Source organism: Nocardioides taihuensis (assembly GCF_042657275.1).
Taxonomy (GTDB): Bacteria; Actinomycetota; Actinomycetes; order Propionibacteriales; family Nocardioidaceae; genus Nocardioides; species Nocardioides taihuensis.
In genome coordinates this window covers 359,206-377,834 of record NZ_JBHSKD010000004.1, presented here as the reverse complement: position 1 = coordinate 377,834, position 18,629 = coordinate 359,206, and the positions used below count along the sequence as shown (strand labels likewise).

The following is an 18,629-nucleotide window of genomic DNA, read 5'->3' as shown; positions in this document are numbered from 1 at the left end:
CCCGCCGAGAGCTCGACGACGTCTGCGCAGCCGAGGTCACGGTCGCGCGCCGTCCGGTCACGGACGAGGCGGTCGTACGCCACGGCGACGTCGTCGTCGCTGAGCGTGGCAGCCTCAGAGGTCGTCCACACTCAGCTCCACGGGGAAGCCCGGGTACTGGGCGGCGCCTTCTCGCGCCGGGTCCACGTTCCACGGCCAGCACTCGAGGACGACGGTGCGCGCAGCCGGGTCTATCCGCGCGATGCCGTACCCCTCGCGCTTCAGGTTTCGGTCACCGAGGTCGCTTCCCGGGTACTCGGCGCTGAACGCCGCTCGGCTGACCCTTGGCTGGACGACGGCGAGCACGTCGAGCTCATGGCCGAAGGCGTCCACCCAGCGCCCGGTGTTCGGCTGGCCGTGGCTGCCCGGTAGCGGCCCGGGTTCGAACCAGCGCTGGAACGACGACCCGGCCGCGGGGACGGTGAACTGGTAGGGGCCGGTGAACGGGCCTCCGGGCGGATCGTCCGGACGTTCGTGCCGGGCCAGGCTCCCGGTGTGCTGGTCACCTGAGAGCACGAGGCCACCCGCGGCTGCGATCAGCGTGAGCGCCCGGTCCCGCCCTCCCTGGGGCCAGCCGCCGCTGTCCCGGTCGACCATGGGAGCGCCCTCGAGGTCGGTCTGCAGGCAGGCGAAGGTCGTCTGGCTGAGCACGATCTTCGGTTGCCCCGGGTGCTGGGTCGGCCACGTCTCGAGGAAGAGCTCCTGCCGGTCGCCGAGCAGGTCCCGCTCGGAGTCCGGTCCCGGGCCACCCGGCGCCGACTTGAATTTGCGATCCTCGAGCACGGCGAAGCTGACTCCACCGAAGCTGAAGCTGCCGAAGTACACGGTGATGCCCTGCGCCACCGGGGTGGGGTCGAACGGGTCCGGATCGTGCTGGCACTGGATCCGCTGCATGGTGTTCACCCAGGTCGCCGACATCTGGTAGCCACCGTTGATGACGCCGCGAGTGGCAGGCACTCCGCCGGCTCCCCACAGGTTGGTCTGGTAGACGTCGTGATCGTCGACCAGCACCACGGTGGGCGTCGACCGGGTGAGGCTGCGGAAGGCCAACAGCCACAGCAGGTACTTGCCGAGGGCGTCCAGCTCCGGGTTGTCCGAGTCGAGGGCCTCCGTGGGACTGTTCTGGTAGTACTGGTCGCCGTGCGCGACCAGGAGGTCGGGCTGGTGCGCGCCCACGGCGTCCACGACCTCGCGGAACGGGAAGTACACGTTGCGCTGGGAGTACCGGCCGAGGAACGACTCCCCGGGAAGGCGTGGGGGCCCGATCGCGGGACCGTCCGTGCGCCAGTGCGTCGCCTTGGTGCAGTTGACGGAGGCCACGACGAGCGGACGGCCGGTCGGCTCCCTCGGGATGGTCCCGTGGTACGGCGATGCGGGCCATCCCGCCGCCACCACGCGGTACCTGGTCGATCGACCGGTGTCCCACGGCAGCCGGAACGCGGCCGTCCATCCCGGGCCCACCGGCTCCGTGGCGACCGTGGCCCAGAGGCCCTCCCGGAGGACCTGCAGCCTCACGAACGGTGTCCTGGTCAGGTCGACAGGCATCAGCTGGGCCGTCATCTTGAGCAGGCCGGCAGAGGTGCTGAACAGGGTGCCGACAACCGGCCCGACGCCCCGGTCCACGAAGTGCCGGACACCCGGCCCCCGGAGGTGGCAACCGGAGAACCAGTACCGCGCTTGCGAACCGGCAGCGGCTGACGAGATGAGGCCCACGCCACCCGTCACGGCTGCCCGCTTCACGCCGTCACGGCGAGCCAGGCCGAGCAGCCGCCCGGTCCGCCGGTCCGACGCACGCAGCTCCAGGCGCACCCGGCCATCACCGTCGGGCCGGATCCGGAGGCGCAGGAGGACGTCCTCCCTGGAGTCCCGACGGGCGCCGACCGACCGTCGGGAGGACGCGAGCTCCGCGTAGGCCCGGGGATGGGCGTCATCGGTGTGCTCCCGGAATCGGACCGTGCCGTCGGACTCGAAGACGGCCAGCAGTCCGCCTCCCGTGCCCGAGGAGCTGCCGACGAGCATGCGGACCCGCCAGTCGTCTCCGGCGACACCGGTCCCCACGAGGAAGCCGGAGAAGCCCGGTCCCGCGCGGAGCGTGCCGGTCCGCACCGTGAGGTCCGCGTAAGTCCCGGTGATCTCGGACGTCAGGTGGGCAACGGTCCGGCCCATCCGCTGCCCCTGGGGGGCCACACACTCCAGCCGCGTCCCGCGGCGGACCCAGTCCTGGAACCGGTTGGCCCACCACTCGGGACCCAGCCAGCGGCTCCAACGCTCCGGGGCTGCGACCGCCGTACCGGCACCGTTCACCCCGGCCAGGGCGGAGGCTGCAGCGGCCGCTCCGAAGAGGAACGCCCTGCGGTCGACGCGGGCAAGGCTCTCCAGCCAGGTGCTGGTTGCCTCGTGCTCGCCCATCTCGCCGTCGTCCCGGTCATCGTCCACCAGACGCGTTCGTGCCATCGCCTGCGACCATACGTACCTGTCGAGCCGTGTCGGCAGGGTCAATGGTCACCGGTTCGGGGTACGCCGCGGGGTTCTCGACGGCCGTCGCGGAGGGCGGCGGCCCGGTCAGAGCTTCTCGACCGGGGCGTAGCGCAGCAGGAGGCGCTTGACGCCCTCGGAGCCGAAGTCGATCGAGGCCACCGTCTTGTCCGCGACGCCCTCGATCGCCACGACGGTGCCGAGGCCGAAGGAGTCGTGGACGACGCGGTCGCCGGGCTCGAGCGAGGGGATCTCGCGCGCGGGCTTGGACTTCGCGGCCGCGTCGGCGCGCAGGGCGGCCGAGGAGAAGTTGCGGCGCCCGGCCTCGGTCGGGGTGCCGAGGCGGGCAGCGCTGCCGGAGGCGAGGTCGGGACGGCTCCAGCGCGTCTGCGCGGCCTCGGTGCGCCGCCAGTCGACGAGGTCGACGGGCAGCTCGTCGAGGAACCGGGACGCCGGGTTGTGGGCCGGGGCGCCCCACGCGGAGCGGATCACGGCCCGGGAGACGTAGAGCCGCTGCTGGGCGCGGGTGACGCCGACGTAGGCCAGCCGGCGCTCCTCCTCCAGCTCGGGCTGGTCACCGAGCGAGCGCGAGTGGGGGAAGACGCCGTCCTCGAGGCCGGTGAGGAACACGACCGGGAACTCCAGCCCCTTCGCCGTGTGCAGCGTCATCAGCGTGACCACGCCGCCGTCGTCCTCGTCGGGGGCGTCGGGGACCTGGTCGGCGTCGGCGACCAGGGCGACCCGCTCGAGGAAGTCGGACAGCCCCGGGGCGACCTGGCCGGCGTCGATGTCGGCGGGATCGGCCGACGGGCCGGCCACGGGGTCGTCGGAGAACTCGCGGGCCACGGCCACGAGCTCGGCGAGGTTCTCGAGGCGGGTGGCGTCCTGCGGGTCGTCGGAGGCCTCGAGCTCGACGAGGTAGCCGGAGCGCGCCAGCACCGACTCGAGGATCACGTCGGCCCGCTCCCCCGCGTCGACCATCGACTGCAGCTCCTCGACCAGGCCGACGAAGCCCTCGATCGCCCTCAGCGACCGCGACGCCAGCCCGGGCGCCTCGTCGGCACGGCGCAGCGCCTCCCAGAAGATGATCCGCTCGCGGTCCGCGAGCGCCTGCACGCAGGCCACGGCCCGGTCGCCGATGCCTCGCTTGGGGGTGTTGAGCACCCGGCGCAGCGAGATCTCGTCGGCGGGGTTGACCAGCATCCGCAGGTAGGCCAGGGCGTCGCGCACCTCGCGGCGCTCGTAGAAGCGCACGCCGCCGACGACCTTGTAGGGCATGCCGAGGCGGATGAACACCTCCTCGAACACCCGTGACTGGGCGTTCGTGCGGTAGAAGACGGCCACGTCGCCGGGACGCACCTCGGCGTCGTCGGTGAGCTTGTCGATCTCCTCGGAGACGAAGCGGGCCTCGTCGCGCTCGTCGTCCGCGACGTAGCCGACGATCCGGGCGCCGTCGCCGGCCTGCGACCACAGCCGCTTGGGCTTGCGGCCCTTGTTGTGGCCGATCACGGCGTTCGCGGCGTTCAGGATGGTCTGGGTCGAGCGGTAGTTCTGCTCGAGCAGGATCGACGTCGCGTCGGGGAAGTCCTGCTCGAAGTCGAGGATGTTGCGGATGTTGGCACCGCGGAAGGCGTAGATCGACTGGTCGGCGTCGCCCACGACCATCAGCTCGGCCGGCTCGACCCGCTCGGTCGGCTGACCCTCGACGTCGACGAGCTCGGGGTCGTCGGCGCAGAGCTGGTGGATGAGGGCGTACTGCGCGTGGTTGGTGTCCTGGTACTCGTCGACGAGCACGTGGCGGAACCGGCGCCGGTAGGTCTCGCGCACCTCGGGGAAGGCCTGGAAGAGGTGCACGGTGTGCATGATCAGGTCGTCGAAGTCGAGGGCGTTGGCCTCGCGCAGCCGCCGCTGGTAGAGCGCGTACGCCGCGGCCATCGTCTCCTCGAAGGAGTTGCGGGCGTCCTTGGCCGCCTCCTCGCTGTCGCGCAGCTCGTTCTTCTGGTTGGACATCCAGTGCAGCAGGGCGCCGGGCTGGTAGCGCTTGGGGTCGAGGTCGAGGTCCTTGCACACCAGCGTCATCAGCCGCTTGGAGTCGGCGGCGTCGTAGATCGAGAAGTTGGACTTGTAGCCCAGCTTGTCGATCTCCTTGCGGAGGATCCGCACGCACGCCGAGTGGAACGTCGAGACCCACATGATGCGGGCGCGGCCGCCGACCAGCGCCTCGACGCGCTCCTTCATCTCGGCGGCGGCCTTGTTGGTGAAGGTGATCGCGAGGATCGAGCCGGGGTGGGCCTTGCGCTCGGAGATCAGCCAGGCGATCCGGCGGGTCAGCACCCGGGTCTTGCCCGAGCCCGCGCCCGCGACCACGAGGAGCGGGGCCCCCGCGTGCACCACGGCGGCGCGCTGGGGCTCGTTGAGCCCGTCGAGCAGCTCCTCGGCGGTGGGCCCGCGCCGGGTGGTGCGGGGCTCGGGGGGCGCGAGGCTCTCGAGTCCGGGGAGCGGGGAGGAGGTCGTCATCTCGGCCTCAACCCTACGGGCCCGGACCGACAGACCCGCCCGCCGTCCCGGACGGGGGGCCGGGACGGTGGGCGGGCGGTCTGGCGTGGTGGTCGCGGGATCAGGAGAGCCCGACGATGGTGCCGTCCTCGAGCAGGTCGATCCGGCTCGACGCGGGCACCTTGGGCAGCCCGGGCATCGTCATCACGTCGCCGCAGATCACCACCACGAAGCCGGCGCCGGCCGACAGGCGCACCTCGCGGACGTGCAGCGTGTGCCCGCTCGGGGCGCCGCGCAGGGCCGGATCGGTGGAGAAGGAGTACTGCGTCTTCGCGATGCAGACCGGCAGGTGGCCGTAGCCCTCGGCCTCGATCCGCGCCAGCCGGCGCTCGGCCTTCGCGTCCCAGCTGACGCCCTCGGCGTCGTAGAGCCGGCGGGCCACGGTGGCGACCTTCTCGGCGAGCGGGAGGTCGTCGTCGTAGGTGAAGCCGAACTCGTGCGGGGAGGGCTCGTCGAGCACCGACAGCACGCCCTTGGCCAGCGAGATGGCCCCGTCGCCGCCGTCGGCGAAGTGGGTGGCCGCAAAGGCCTGGACGCCCTCCTCGGCGCAGAGGTCGACGACCTTCTCCATCTCGCTCTCGGTGTCGGCCGGGAACCGGTTCACGGCGACGACCACCGGTACGCCGAACACCTCGCGGATGTTGCGGAGGTGGCGACGGAGGTTCTCCATGCCGCGCTCGACGGCGGCGACGTCCTCCTCGCCGAGGTCGGCGACGGCGACGCCGCCGTGGTACTTCAGCGCCCGCACCGTCGCGACCACGACCGCGGCGTCGGGCCGCAGCCCGGACTTGCGGCACTTGATGTCGACGAACTTCTCGGCGCCGAGGTCGGCCCCGAAGCCGGCCTCGGTGACCACGATGTCGGCAAGCCGCAGTGCCGAGCGCGTGGCGACGACCGAGCTGCAGCCGTGGGCGATGTTGGCGAAGGGGCCGCCGTGCACGAAGGCCGGCGCCCCCTCGAGGGTCTGCACGAGGTTGGGCGCCAGGGCGTCACGGAGCAGCACGGTCATCGCGCCGGCGGCGTCGAGCTCGCGCGCCGTGACCGGCTGCTTGCTGCGGTTGTAGCCGATCACGATGTCGCCGATCCGCTTCTTCAGGTCGGCCCACGACTCGGTGAGGCAGAAGATCGCCATCAGCTCGGAGGCGACCACGATGTCGAAGCCGTCCTGGCGGGGGAACCCGTTGGCCACGCCGCCGAGGCCCACGGTGATGTCGCGCAGGGCGCGGTCGTTGAGGTCGACGACGCGCTTCCAGGTGACCGTGCGCACGTCGATGTCGAGGGCGTTGCCCTGGTGGACGTGGTTGTCGATGAGCGCCGCGAGCAGGTTGTTCGCGGCCGCGATCGCGTTGAAGTCGCCGGTGAAGGCGAGGTTGATGTCGGACATCGGCACCACCTGGGCGTAGCCGCCACCGGCGGCGCCGCCCTTCATGCCGAAGACCGGGCCCATCGAGGGCTCGCGCAGGCAGGCGACGGCCCTGTGGCCGAGTCCGTGCAGGGCGTCGGTGAGGCCGACGGTGGTAGTGGTCTTGCCCTCGCCCGCCGGGGTCGGGCTGATGGCGGTCATCAGGACCAGCTTCCCGAGCGGACGGTCCTCGAGGGTGGCGAGGTAACCGAGGTCGACCTTGGCCTTGTGGTGGCCGTAGGGCACGAGGTGCTCGGGCTCGATGCCGAGGGTCTCGCGGGCGACGTCGGTGATGGGGCGCAGGGTCGCTGCGTTGGCGATCTCGATGTCGGACAGCACAGGGGTTCTTCCTTCTGCTCGGGCTGCTCGGGGCGGCACGGGTGGTGCGGGGTGGTGCGGCAGGTGCGGGGCCGGTCAGGCCGGCGGCGGGTCCAGGGCGGCGAGGACCAGCGGGTCGAGGCGGTCGGGGTCGGTCGCGACCTCCTCGACCAGGGCGGTGCGCATGCGCGGCTCCCAGAACTGGTCGAGGTGGGCGGCCACGGCCCGCGCGGCCTCCGGCGGCGGCAGGTGGGCGAACTGGCGGGCGATGTCGTTGGCGAGCCGGACCACGGGCGGCACCGCGGCGGTCACCTGCGGCTCACCCACGGCCGCTCATGGCAGCGTCGGCCGGCACCGGTGCGGCGTCCTCCTGGTGCTCCTCGCGCTCGGCGGCGCGGGCGGGCGCGACCTGGACGGCGGTCACCTTGTACTCCGGGCAGTTGGTCGCCCAGTCGGAGTTCTCGGTGGTGACCACGTTGGCGCCGCTGACCGGGTGGTGGAAGGTCGTGTAGACGACGCCCACCGGCATCCGGTCGGCCAGCACGGCGCGCATCGTCGTGGCCCCGACCCGGCTGCTCAGCGTCACCACGTCGCCGTCGGAGATGCCGCGCACCTCGGCGTCGTGCGGGTGGATCTCCAGCACGTCCTCGGCGTGCCAGACGACGTTCGCCGTACGCCGGGTCTGGGCGCCGACGTTGTACTGCGAGAGGATCCGGCCGGTCGTGAGGATCAGCGGGTACTTGCGGGTGCTGCGCTCGGTGGTGGCGACGTAGGGCGTGGTGACGAACCGGCCGAGCCCGCGGGCGAAGGTCTCCTCGTGCATGATCGGCGTGCCGGTCGGGTGCTCGGCGTTGCACGGCCACTGCACGCTGCCGACCCGGTCGAGCAGCTCGAAGGAGACGCCCGCGAACGTCGGTGTGGTCGCGGCGATCTCGTCCATGATCTGGCTCGCGTCGTCGTAGTGCATCTCGTGACCCATCGCCTGTGCGATCTCGCAGGCGACCTCCCACTCGTGCTTGCCGGTGCGCGGCGGCATCACCGGGCGCACCCGGTTGATCCGGCGCTCGGCGTTGGTGAAGGTGCCGTCCTTCTCCAGGAACGACGTGCCGGGCAGGAAGACGTGCGCGAACCTCGCCGTCTCGTTGAGGAAGAGGTCCTGGACGACGAGCAGGTCGAGCGCCGAGAGCGCCGCCTGCACGTGGGCGGTGTTGGGGTCGGACTGGGCGAGGTCCTCGCCCTGCACGAACAGCGCGCGGAACGAGCCGTCGAGCGCGGAGTCGAACATGTTCGGGATCCGCAGCCCGGGCTCGGAGAGGATCGTGGAGCCCCAGAGCTGGTCGAAGGTGTTGCGCACGTCGGGGTCGGAGACGTGGCGGTACCCGGGCAGCTCGTGGGGGAAGGAGCCCATGTCGCAGGAGCCCTGCACGTTGTTCTGGCCGCGCAGGGGGTTCACACCCACGCCGCGGCGGCCGATGTTGCCGGTGGCCATCGCGAGGTTGGCCATGCCCATCACCATCGTGGACCCCTGGCTGTGCTCGGTGACGCCGAGGCCGTAGTAGATCGCCGAGTTGGGTCCGGCGGCGTAGAGCCGCGCGGCGGCGCGCACCTCGGCCGCGGGGACGCCGGTGATCTCCTCGAGCGCCTCGGGGCTGTTCTCCTCGAGCGCCACGAAGGCCGCCCACTCGTCGTAGCCCTCGCACCGCGAGGAGACGAACGACTCGTCGGTCAGGCCCTCGGTGACCACCACGTGCGCGAGCGCGTTGACGACCGCGACGTTGGTGCCGGGGTGCAGCTGGAGGTGGTGGTCGGCCTGCACGTGCGGGGTGCGGACCAGGTCGATGCGGCGCGGGTCGATCACGACCAGCTTGGCGCCCTCGCGCAGCCGGCGCTTCATCCGGGAGGCGAAGACCGGGTGGCCGTCGGTGGGGTTCGCGCCGATCACGACCATGACGTCGCAGTCCTCGACCGACTTGAAGTCCTGGGTGCCGGCCGAGGTGCCGAAGGTCTGCTTGAGGCCGTAGCCGGTCGGGCTGTGGCAGACCCGCGCGCAGGTGTCGACGTTGTTGTTGCGGAAGCCGGCGCGCACCAGGCGCTGCACGGCGTACACCTCCTCGTTGGTGGTGCGCGAGGAGGTGATGCCGCCGACGGCGCCGACGCCGTGCTCGGCCTGGATCTCGGTGAAGCGGCGGGCGACGTGGCCGATCGCCTCCTCCCACGAGACCTCGCGCCACTCCTCGTCGATGCTGTCGCGCAGCATCGGGAACAGCACGCGGTCGGGATGGCTGGCGTAGCCGAAGGCGAAGCGGCCCTTGACGCAGGAGTGGCCCTCGTTGGCGCCGCCGTCCTTATGGGGCACCATCCGCACCAGCTCGGTGCCCTTGAGCTCGGCCTTGAACGAGCAGCCCACGCCGCAGTAGGCGCAGGTGGTGAGCACGGTGCGGGTGGGCATGCCGAGCTCGACGACCGCCTTCTCCTGCAGCGTGGACGTCGGGCAGGCCTGCACGCAGGCGCCGCACGAGACGCACTCGGACTCGAGGAAGCTCTCGCCGCCGGCGCTGACCTCGGACTCGAAGCCCCGCCCGGCGATGGTCAGGGCGAACGTGCCCTGCACCTCGCCGCACGCCCGTACGCAGCGCGAGCAGGCGATGCACTTGCTCGGGTCGAAGTCGAAGTAGGGGTTGGAGGTGTCCTTCTCGGCGTCGAGGTGGTTGGCACCCTCGTAGCCGTAACGGACCTCGCGCAGGCCCACCACGCCAGCCATGTCCTGCAGCTCACAGTCGCCGTTGGCCGGGCAGGTCAGGCAGTCGAGCGGGTGGTCGGAGATGTAGAGCTCCATGACGCCGCGGCGCAGTCGCCCCAGCCGGTCACTCTGGGTGCGCACCTTCATGCCGTCGCCGCACGGGGTGGTGCAGGACGCCGGGGTGCCCTTGACGCCGTCGACCTCGACCAGGCAGAGGCGGCAGGAGCCGAACGCCTCGAGCGAGTCGGTGGCGCACAGCTTGGGGACGTCGACGCCCGCGAGGGCCGCGGCCCGCATCACCGACGTGCCCGCGGGCACGGTGACAGCCTTGCCGTCGATCTCGAGCTCGACGGTGGCCTCGCCCGTGCGGGCCGGGGTGCCGAGGTCGGGTTCCTTCAGGATGCTCATGCGCGTGCCTCCGTGTACTCCCCTGTCGGGGTGCGGTGGAAGTCGTCGGGGAAGTGGCGCAGCGCGCTGCGCACCGGCATCGGGGTGAGCCCGCCCATCGCGCAGAGCGAGCCGTCGGTCATCACCTCGCAGAGGTCCTCGAGGACGACGAGGTTGGCGTCGCGGTCGGTGCCGGCGACGATCCGGTCGATCACCTCGACGCCCCGCACCGAGCCCACCCGGCAGGGCGTGCACTTGCCGCAGGACTCCTCGGCGCAGAACTCCATGGCGAAGCGGGCCTGCGCGGCCATGTCGACGGTGTCGTCGAAGACCACGATGCCGCCGTGCCCGACCATCGCACCAACCTCGGCGAAGGCCTCGTAGTCCATCGGCAGGTCGAGCTGCTCGACCGGCAGATAGGCACCGAGCGGGCCGCCGACCTGCACCGCGCGGACCGGCCGGCCGGAGGCGGTCCCGCCGCCCCAGCCCTCGACCAGCTCGCGCAGCGTGACGCCGAACGCGGTCTCGACGATGCCGCCCTGCGCGACGTTGCCGGCGAGCTGGAAGACCTGGGTGCCGCGCGAGCGGCCGACGCCGAGCTCGGCGTACGCCGCCCCGCCGTGGGCCAGGATCATCGGGACGGTGCCCAGCGTCAGCACGTTGTTGACGACGGTGGGCTTGCCGAACAGGCCCTTCAGGGCCGGGATCGGGGGCTTGGCCCGGATCTCGCCGCGCTTGCCCTCGAGGCTCTCGAGCATCGAGGTCTCCTCGCCGCAGATGTAGGCGCCGGCGCCCATCCGCAGGTGGAGGTCGAAGGCGTGGCCCGAGCCGAGCACCGACGCACCGAGCAGGCCGCCGGCGTAGGCCAGGTCGACGGCGGTGCGGAAGGTCGCGGCGGCCGCGGGGTACTCCGAGCGCAGGTAGACGTAGCCCTCGTGGGCGCCGGTCGCGTACGCCGCGATGGCCATGCCCTCGATCAGGGTGAACGGGTCGCCCTCCATCAGCATCCGGTCGGCGAAGGTGCCGGAGTCGCCCTCGTCCGCGTTGCAGGCGACGTACTTGACCGCGCCGGGCGCATCGAGCACCGTCTGCCACTTGATGCCGGCCGGGAAGCCCGCGCCCCCGCGGCCGCGCAGGCCGGAGGCCGTGACCTCGGCGACGACCTCGGCCGGCGACATCGTCAGCGCCCGCTCGAGGCCGGCCAGGCCGCCGTGGGCGCGGTGGTCGTCGAGCGACAGGGGGTCGACCACGCCGACGCGGGCGAAGGTGATCCGCTGCTGGTCGCGCAGCCACGGCAGCTCCTCCGGGGCGCCGTGGCGGAGCGGGTGGTCGCCACCGGTCGTGAGGCCCGCGTCGACGAGGCCGTCGACGTCGGCGGGCGTCACCGGGCCGTAGGCGACGCGGCCCTCTCCGGCGTCGACCTCGACCAGGGGCTCGAGCCAGAGCATGCCGCGCGAGCCGGTGCGCACGATCCGCACGTCGGGCCCGAGCCGCTCGCGGAGGCGGTCGGCGACGGCGTCGGCGCCGACGGACCGGGCGGCGCTGTCGCGCGGGACGTAGACGGTGGTCACTCAGGCGCCTTCGGTCGTGGGGGTCGGGGCGAGGATCGCCACCAGCCGTGCCTCGTCGACCCGGCCGTGCAGGACGCCGTCGACCTCGATCGCCGGCCCGAGGGCGCAGTTGCCGAAGCAGAAGACCTGCTGCACCTCCACGGAGCCGTCGGGAGCGGTGTCACCGACACGCACGCCGAGCCGCTGCTCCACCCGGGCCGCGAGCTCGCGGGCGCCGCGCGCCTGGCAGGCCTCGGCGAGGCAGAGCCGGACCGTCGAGGCAGCCGGGGGGGCGGTGCGGAAGTCCTTGTAGAAGGTGACCACGCCGTGCACCTCGGCCCGCGAGAGGTTCAGCCGCTCGGCCACCAGCCGCGTGGTGAGGGGTGGGAGCCAGCCCAGCTCGGCCTGCACGGTGTGCAGCACCTCCAGCAGCGCGCCGGGCTCGTCGCGGTGGACCGCCACCGCGGCCTCGACCGCGTCGCCGACCGGGCCCGCGTCGAGCGCGGCGGTACCGTCGGGCATTCGCGTGACCCTCCTCACGTCCTCGCGGACCATCGTGCACCCGCACGGGGCCGGACGCCAAACAAATGTTGCAGATCGCGCGTCGCGTTGCGCTCAGCGCAACAATCGGTTGACTGGCGGTTCAGCCTCATACTGGCACCATGACCGACCCCGTGTCTGCCACCCCGTCTCCGGCTGCGGCTCCACCCGCTCCCGTGCACGTGCTGCTGGTCGGCGACGGCCCGGTGACCGCGGCGCTCGCGCCGATGGTGGAGGCGGCGGGGTGGACAGCGACCGTGGCCACCGACCTCGCCGCCGTGGCCGACACGCTGCCCGAGAGCGACGCGGTCGTGGTGCTCAGCCACCACGAGGACGTCGACTCTGCGGCGATCCTGGCCGCCCTCGAGGCGGAGACGCCGTACGTCGGGGCGATGGGGTCACGCCGCACGCAGGAACGGCGACGCGCCTGGCTCGTCGACCAGGGCGTGGGCGAGGACCTCCTGGCCCGCCTGCACGCGCCGGTGGGGCTCGACATCGGTGCCGACGAACCCGGGGAGATCGCGGTGTCGGTGCTCGCGGAGATCGTCGCGGTCAGGCGGGGTGCCGCCGGGCAGGTCGGCTCGATCAGCGACCGCGCGGGGGCCATCCACCCCGACCTCGGGCCGGGCGAGGCCTACTGCCCGGGCGGCTGAGACCTCCAGGCGGGTTCAGGCCCGGGTCAGGCGGAGTGTGCCGGCGACCAGAAGATCGCCACGGCCACGTTCGCGACGCTGAGTGCGAGAAGGGCCCAGTAGAGGCCGTCGGGCAGGCGGGGCTTGCGGATGTTGGCCATCACCAGCACCAGGATCACCAGCGCGATGACGAACTTGACCGCGATCTTGGCGTTGTCGACGGGCACGTCGTCGGCCTCGAGCACGCCCACGAGGAGGAGTCCGGCGACGAAGGCCGTGCCCGCGCCGTCGCGCATCGCGGCGTTGACCTTCTTCTCCGGCTCGCGCGCCTGGACGAGCAGCCCGCCGATGAGGGCGGCGAAGCCGAGGACGTGCAGGAACAGCAGCACCAGACGGAGGGTCTCCACGACCCGAAGGTTAGGGGACGACCCGGCCGCCGCCACGGCCGGGTCGTCCCACCCCGAGAGTGATCGGGGGGTCGGCTGCCGTCAGTCGACGGCGAGCGAGGGGTCGCCGCGCCCGGTGCCCTCGGGGCGGTCGGAGCGGCCGAAGAAGTGCTCGACGACGAACAGCACCACACCCACGGCGACGAGGCCGGCGCACCAGAGCAGCGAGGTCGGGTCGTCGTAGACGGTCCACGCGAGGATCGCGAGGTTGCCGACCAGGCCGAGCACCAGCAGCGCGGTGTTGGCGCGGAAGGCCCGCTCGTCCTCGTCCTGCCCGCGCAGCTTGAGCGCCGAGACGATCACCAGGGCGTAGATGAACAGCAGGAACAGCACGGTCACGGCGGCCAGCCGACCCACGAGGTCGAGCTTGGAGCCGGAGGACGTGAGCGCGGTCCCGATCACGAGGAGCGCCGCGACGACGACGGCGCTGAACAGCAGTCCCACCCAGGGGCTCCTGCGGGTCGCGTGGATCCTGGCGAAGACCCCGGGGACGACGTCCTCGTTGGCCATGCCGTAGAGGATCCGGGGCTGGGTCACCACCGCGACCAGCGTCGTGTTGGTGATCGCCACCATCGCGATCACCGCGAAGAGCGTGGCCATGAAGTCGTCGGAGATCGGCAGCACGCCCGACTTCACCACCTCGAGCAGCGGGACCTCGGACTCGACCAGGCTGTCGGTGTCGACGGTCAGCGCGGCGGCGATCGAGACCAGCACGTAGATCACGCCGGCCACCACCATGCCGCCGATCAGGGAGCGGGGGAACGACCGGTGCGGGTCGACGGTCTCCTCGGCGACGTTGGCGGTGTTCTCGAAGCCGGTCATCGCGAAGAACGACAGCGCCACGCCGGCCAGGATCGCGATCGTCGGGTTCCCCTCGGCCGAGAAGTCACCCAGGACGCCGAAGTCGGCGCTGCCCTCGGCGACGTACCAGGCACCGATCACCATCACGATGACCAGGCCGAGGATCTCCACGAACGCCATCAGCATGTTGATCACGACCGACTCGGTGATCCCGATGAAGTTCACGACCGTGAGCACCGCGACGAAGACCAGGCTGACCAGCAGCGCGGGCGGGCCGGGCCAGATCTCGGCGAAGTACGTCGTGAAGCCGCTCGCCAACGAGCCGGCGGCGGCGAAGCTCGCCGAGAGGAACGAGACCGTGACGAGGAACGTGAGCACCTTGCTGCCGAAGGCCTTGTTCACGTAGAGCGCGGCCCCCGCGGCCCGGGGGTACTTCGTCACCAGCTCGGCGTACGCCGTGCCGGTGATCGCGGCGATCGTGACGCCGACCGCGAAGGCGATCCAGAAGGCGCCGCCGACGGCGGCGGCCACCAGGCCGATGAGCACGTAGATGCCGGAGCCCAGCACGTCACCGAGCGTGTAGAAGAAGAGCTGGCGTCCGGTGATCGAGCGCTTCAGCCCGGTGTCGGACTCCGGTCGGGAATCGACCGTCGTGCTGGCCTCGGCCATCGCGGGCCTCACTTTTCCGGAGGAGGGAGCAGGATTGCCCGACTCCTTACCCCGGCGCCCGCCCGGCGACACCCTCAGTGCGGACGGCGCCGCCCCCACACGAAGTAGCCGACCGGCAGCAGGCCGGCCGAGCTCACGACCGCCAGCGCGGTCGCCCACACCGGCTTCGGGCCGCGCACCTCCTCGGCCGGGCGGCGCCTGAGGTCGACCAGCGCCCCGACGCGCAGCGCGCCGTCCACCACCGCTGCGCAGACCAGCAGCCTGCGCGTGCGCTCGTCCAGGTCGTTCCAGCTGGTCACAGCAACCTCCGGTCGGAAGCCCAGCGGGCGAGCTCGTGGCGCGAGGAGAGCTGGAGCTTGCGCAGCACGCTGGACATGTGGGTCTCGACGGTCTTGATCGAGATGAAGAGCTCGCGGGCGACCTCCTTGTAGGAGTAGCCGCGCGCGATCAGGCGCATCACCTCGCGCTCGCGCTCGGTGAGGCGGTCGAGGTCCTCGTCGACGGCGGCGACGTCGATCGAGCCGGCGAAGGCGTCGAGCACGAAGCCCGCCAGCCGCGGGGAGAAGACCGCGTCGCCGTCGTTGACCCGCCGGATCGCCGCCACGAGCTCGGGGCCGGTGATGGTCTTGGTGACGTAGCCGCGGGCGCCACCGCGGATGGTGCCGATGACGTCCTCGGCGGCGTCGGAGACGCTGAGCGCCAGGAAGCGGGGCGTCTGGTCGGCCAGGCCCGGGGTGGAGGCGACCTTGCGCATCACCTCGACGCCTCCGCCCCCGGGCAGGTGGACGTCGAGCAGCACGACGTCGGGGCGGCTCTCGCGGACCTGCGCCACGGCCTCGCCGACGTCCGCGGCCTCGGCGACGACGTCCACGACGCCCGCCCCGGCGGTGGCCAGCTCGGCCTTCACCCCCGCCCGGAACATCGCGTGGTCGTCGACCACCAGGACCCGGATCGGGTCAGCCATGGGACTCCTCCTGCCTCGGGAGGTGCAGGCGCACCTCGGTGCCCTCGCCCGGGGTGGAGCGGACCTCGGCGGTGCCGCCGTGCCGCTCCATGCGGTCGAGGATGCTGTGGCGCACGCCGTACCGGTCCTCCGGGACGGCGGCGAGGTCGAAGCCGCGACCGCGGTCGCGGACGAAGACGTCGACGGCGCTGTCACCGACCTCGGCGTACACGTCGACGCGCCCGGTGCCCGCGTGGCGTGCGGCGTTCTGCACGGCCTCGCGGGTCGCGTTGACGACCGGCCGCAGGGCCTCGGAGAACGGGCAGTCGCCGACGGTGACCACGTCGACCGTGGCGCCGTGGGCGTCCTCGACGGCAGCCGCCGCGCCGCGCAGCGCGCTGGCGAGGGTGCTCTCGTCGGTGGACTCCCCCGCGTAGAGCCACGAGCGCAGGTCGCGCTCCTGGCTGCGGGCGAGGCGGGCGACGAGCGCGGAGTCGGCGCTGTTCTTCTGGATCAGGGCCAGGGTCTGCAGCACCGAGTCGTGCAGGTGGGCGGCGAGGTCGGCGCGCTCCTGGGTGCGCACCCGCTCGGCCCGCTCCGCCGACAGGTCGGAGGCGAGGCGGAAGACCCAGGGCCCGATCACGATCGCGAGGCCGACGAGCACCAGCCCGCCCGAGACCAGGCCGGCCCGGGCGTCGCTCACCGACGCACCCTCCAGGCCGAAGACGAACACCGCCGACACCACGAGGAGGGTGCCCAGCGCCACGCGGGCGTACGACGCCCAGCCGCCGTTGCCGAACACGATCCGCATCGGGTCGATGCGGCCGCTCTGGTCGTTCCAGCGCTCGCGCTGCGCCTCGTCGGCCTGGCGCCACAGGATGGCGAGGCCGAGCAGGCCGAGGAAGACGGGCCAGAACACGACGCCCCGGCCGAGCACGGCCTCCAGCAGCAGGATCGCCCCGAGCCCGAGCGCGGCCAGGGCGATGGCCGGGCCGACGTCGGTGAGCCGGCGGATCCGTCCGGGACGCATGCCGCGGCGCGAGGCGCTCTCGAGACCCGGTGCGGCGGTCTCGAACCCGGTGTCCGCGGGCAGCACCAGCCACAGGGCCGCGTAGAAGGCGATGCCGAGGCCACCCAGGGCCGCCGTGACGATGAAGGTCGCCCGCACCCACAGCACCGGCAGCCCGAGGTGGCGGGCCAGGCCGGCCGCGACACCGCCGAGGATCGGCTCGCTGGTGTCGCGGTAGGCCTTGCGGGGCTCCCAGGCCGGGGGGTGCGCGCCGGGGCGCGCAGCGACAGGCGCCGCGGTGGCGCCGGCCGGTCCGGGAGCGGTGGTCATGGTGCGTCCAGTCTCCCAGAGCGGGCGGGGCCGGACCATGAGGTCTGACCCCGAGCCGACCCTGAGCCGGACCCCCGTCGGGGAGGGCAGGATCAGGGCTGTCCCCGATGGTGCGCGGGTGCGCACGCGAGCAGGCTGGAGCCATGACCACGACACCTCCCGAAGCCCCCGCCGGTCCGCCACCGGCGGACGGCCCTCCTCCTGGCGGACCCCGCGTCTCCGGCGGCGACATCAAGGACCTCGGCCGACTGCGCCGCAGCGCGACCGACCGCAAGGTCGCCGGTGTCGCCGGCGGCCTCGCCCGACACCTCGACGTCGACCCGATCATCCTGCGGGTGGCGTTCGTGGTGCTGGTCTTCTTCGGCGGCGCCGGCCTCATCCTGTACGGCGCGTGCTGGCTGCTCGTCCCCGACGAGGCCGACGGCAGGGCCGCGGTGACCCTCGACGAGCGGAGCCGCACCGTCGCGCTCCTCGTCGTCGGCGTGCTCGCCGCGCTCGCCCTGGTCGGCGACTCGTGGGGCGTCTTCTGGTTCCCGTGGCCGGTGGCCCTGCTGGCCCTGGTCGTCTGGCTGGTGCTGTCCCGCACGGGCAAGGGGTCCGGCTCGCCGGCCCCGCCGCCGACCTTCGGCCCGACCAGCGCGCCCGTCCCGCAGCCGTACGGCGCGGTGCCGGACGCCCCCGCCCCGTACGGCCCCGCGGGCTCCCCCGCAACCGCCACGCTCCCGGCCGGTCCGGTGACCCCACCCCCGGCCTGGACGCCTCCGCCGGCCGCGAGCGGGACGCCGTACCCGCCGCTCCCGCCGCCCAACCCGCGCAAGAAGGGCCCGGTCCTCTTCTGGTTCACGCTCGCCCTGATCGTCTTCGCCGAGGGCGTGCTGGGCATGGTCGACCTGGCCGGCGCCTCGGTGGCCGACGGTGCCTACCCGGCCCTGGCGGTCGGCATCACCGGCGCGATGCTCGTCGTCGGTGCCTTCTGGGGACGCGCCGGTGGGCTGATCCTGCTCGGGCTGCTGAGCACCATCGGCCTGGTCGGGGCGACCGCCGCCGACGACTACGAGGGCCGCGCCCACACCGCACGTCCCGACACCTCCGCGGAGGTCCGCGACCGCTACAGCTTCGGCGCCGGTGAGTACGTCGTCGACCTGACTGCGGTGCAGGACGTCGCGGCGCTCGATGGCCGCACCATCGAGCTCGAGGGGGGCGTCGGCCGCATCGAGGTCGTGCTGCCCGACAACGTGGACGTCGATGCCCACGCGCAGGTCGGCGGACCCGGCGCGGTCGACCTCTTCGGCGAGGAGACCGGCGGCGTCGCCAACGAGATGTCCCGCACCCAGGACGTCCCCGACGAGGTCGCGACCATCACCATCGACGCCCAGCTGGGCGTCGGCCAGATCGAGGTGAGGACCCGATGAGCACCACGACCACGACCACGACCGACACGTCCGCCACCGGTGGCCGTCACCCCGTCAACGTCGGCCACCTGGTGATGGGCATCGCCTTCCTCGGCCTCGTCGGGATCTGGGCGCTCGTCCAGTCCGACGTGGTCGGGAGCGACGACCTCCGCTGGCTGCTCCCGGTGCCCTGGGTGCTGGCCGGCCTGGCCGGCCTGCTGGCCACGACCCTCTCCTCCCGCAGCAAGTACGAGACCCGGGTGACCGGGTGGGTGCCGGCCGCCGGGAGCGACGAGGAGACCGCGGTCACCGACGACACCGAGGTCACCGACCAGACCGACGACACGGGGGCCGCCGCCGCCCCCGTCGTCACGACGACGGACCCCGACGACCGCGGCTGA

The 18,629-nt window shown here is 72.7% G+C and carries 15 protein-coding genes; 3 read left to right on the top strand and 12 right to left on the bottom strand.

The window, feature by feature from the left end:
* Positions 1–114: 114 nt before the first annotated feature.
* From ACFPGP_RS04995 to ACFPGP_RS04965, 7 genes are all read right to left on the bottom strand, one after another.
* Positions 115–2,493 (bottom strand): alkaline phosphatase D family protein, encoded by a 2,379-nt coding sequence (locus ACFPGP_RS04995; RefSeq protein WP_378587679.1) that lies wholly within the window; start codon positions 2,491–2,493, stop codon positions 115–117.
* 108 nt (positions 2,494–2,601) lie between these two features.
* Positions 2,602–5,031, bottom strand: a complete 2,430-nt coding sequence (gene pcrA / locus ACFPGP_RS04990) for a DNA helicase PcrA (protein WP_378587676.1) — start codon at positions 5,029–5,031, stop codon at positions 2,602–2,604.
* Between the two features lie 100 nt (positions 5,032–5,131).
* Positions 5,132–6,811, bottom strand: a complete 1,680-nt coding sequence (locus tag ACFPGP_RS04985; protein WP_378587674.1) for a formate--tetrahydrofolate ligase — start codon at positions 6,809–6,811, stop codon at positions 5,132–5,134.
* 75 nt (positions 6,812–6,886) lie between these two features.
* Positions 6,887–7,117, bottom strand: a complete 231-nt coding sequence (locus ACFPGP_RS04980) for a formate dehydrogenase subunit delta (RefSeq protein WP_378587672.1) — start codon at positions 7,115–7,117, stop codon at positions 6,887–6,889.
* Positions 7,110–9,938 carry a formate dehydrogenase subunit alpha gene (fdhF, locus tag ACFPGP_RS04975; RefSeq protein WP_378587670.1) on the bottom strand — a complete coding sequence of 943 codons (2,829 nt, stop codon included), beginning with the start codon at positions 9,936–9,938 and terminating at the stop codon, positions 7,110–7,112. The genes ACFPGP_RS04980 and fdhF overlap by 8 nt, the downstream gene beginning before the upstream one ends.
* Entirely contained in the window at positions 9,935–11,488 is a 1,554-nt protein-coding gene (locus tag ACFPGP_RS04970; protein ID WP_378587667.1) for a formate dehydrogenase beta subunit, read from the bottom strand. The genes fdhF and ACFPGP_RS04970 overlap by 4 nt, the downstream gene beginning before the upstream one ends.
* Positions 11,489–11,989: an NADH-quinone oxidoreductase subunit NuoE family protein gene (locus tag ACFPGP_RS04965; RefSeq protein WP_378587665.1), complete on the bottom strand. Its 501-nt coding sequence runs from the start codon at positions 11,987–11,989 to the stop codon at positions 11,489–11,491.
* 140 nt (positions 11,990–12,129) lie between these two features.
* Between ACFPGP_RS04965 and ACFPGP_RS04960 the strand changes: the two genes are divergently transcribed.
* A complete protein-coding gene (locus ACFPGP_RS04960) occupies positions 12,130–12,660 on the top strand; it encodes an XdhC family protein (RefSeq protein ID WP_378587662.1) in 531 nt (176 codons plus the stop codon).
* 26 nt (positions 12,661–12,686) lie between these two features.
* On the opposite strand, the gene ACFPGP_RS04955 is transcribed toward ACFPGP_RS04960, so the two are convergent.
* From ACFPGP_RS04955 to ACFPGP_RS04935, 5 genes are all read right to left on the bottom strand, one after another.
* On the bottom strand, positions 12,687–13,046 hold the full coding sequence (locus ACFPGP_RS04955; RefSeq protein ID WP_378587659.1) for a hypothetical protein: 360 nt from the start codon (positions 13,044–13,046) through the stop codon (positions 12,687–12,689).
* A gap of 81 nt (positions 13,047–13,127) precedes the next feature.
* Positions 13,128–14,555, bottom strand: coding sequence for an APC family permease (locus ACFPGP_RS04950; RefSeq protein ID WP_378587656.1), 1,428 nt, complete (start codon positions 14,553–14,555; stop codon positions 13,128–13,130).
* 74 nt (positions 14,556–14,629) lie between these two features.
* Entirely contained in the window at positions 14,630–14,854 is a 225-nt protein-coding gene (locus ACFPGP_RS04945; protein WP_378587653.1) for a hypothetical protein, read from the bottom strand.
* Positions 14,851–15,519 carry a LuxR C-terminal-related transcriptional regulator gene (locus ACFPGP_RS04940; RefSeq protein ID WP_378587651.1) on the bottom strand — a complete coding sequence of 223 codons (669 nt, stop codon included), beginning with the start codon at positions 15,517–15,519 and terminating at the stop codon, positions 14,851–14,853. Before ACFPGP_RS04940 ends, ACFPGP_RS04945 begins: the two co-directional genes overlap by 4 nt.
* A complete protein-coding gene (locus ACFPGP_RS04935; RefSeq protein ID WP_378587649.1) occupies positions 15,512–16,837 on the bottom strand; it encodes an ATP-binding protein in 1,326 nt (441 codons plus the stop codon). Before ACFPGP_RS04935 ends, ACFPGP_RS04940 begins: the two co-directional genes overlap by 8 nt.
* 143 nt (positions 16,838–16,980) lie before the next feature.
* On the opposite strand from ACFPGP_RS04935, the gene ACFPGP_RS04930 reads away from it, so the two are divergent.
* Both ACFPGP_RS04930 and ACFPGP_RS04925 read left to right on the top strand, forming a co-directional pair.
* Positions 16,981–18,249 carry a PspC domain-containing protein gene (locus ACFPGP_RS04930; RefSeq protein WP_378587647.1) on the top strand — a complete coding sequence of 423 codons (1,269 nt, stop codon included), beginning with the start codon at positions 16,981–16,983 and terminating at the stop codon, positions 18,247–18,249.
* Positions 18,246–18,629, top strand: coding sequence for a hypothetical protein (locus ACFPGP_RS04925; protein WP_378587645.1), 384 nt, complete (start codon positions 18,246–18,248; stop codon positions 18,627–18,629). The genes ACFPGP_RS04930 and ACFPGP_RS04925 overlap by 4 nt, the downstream gene beginning before the upstream one ends.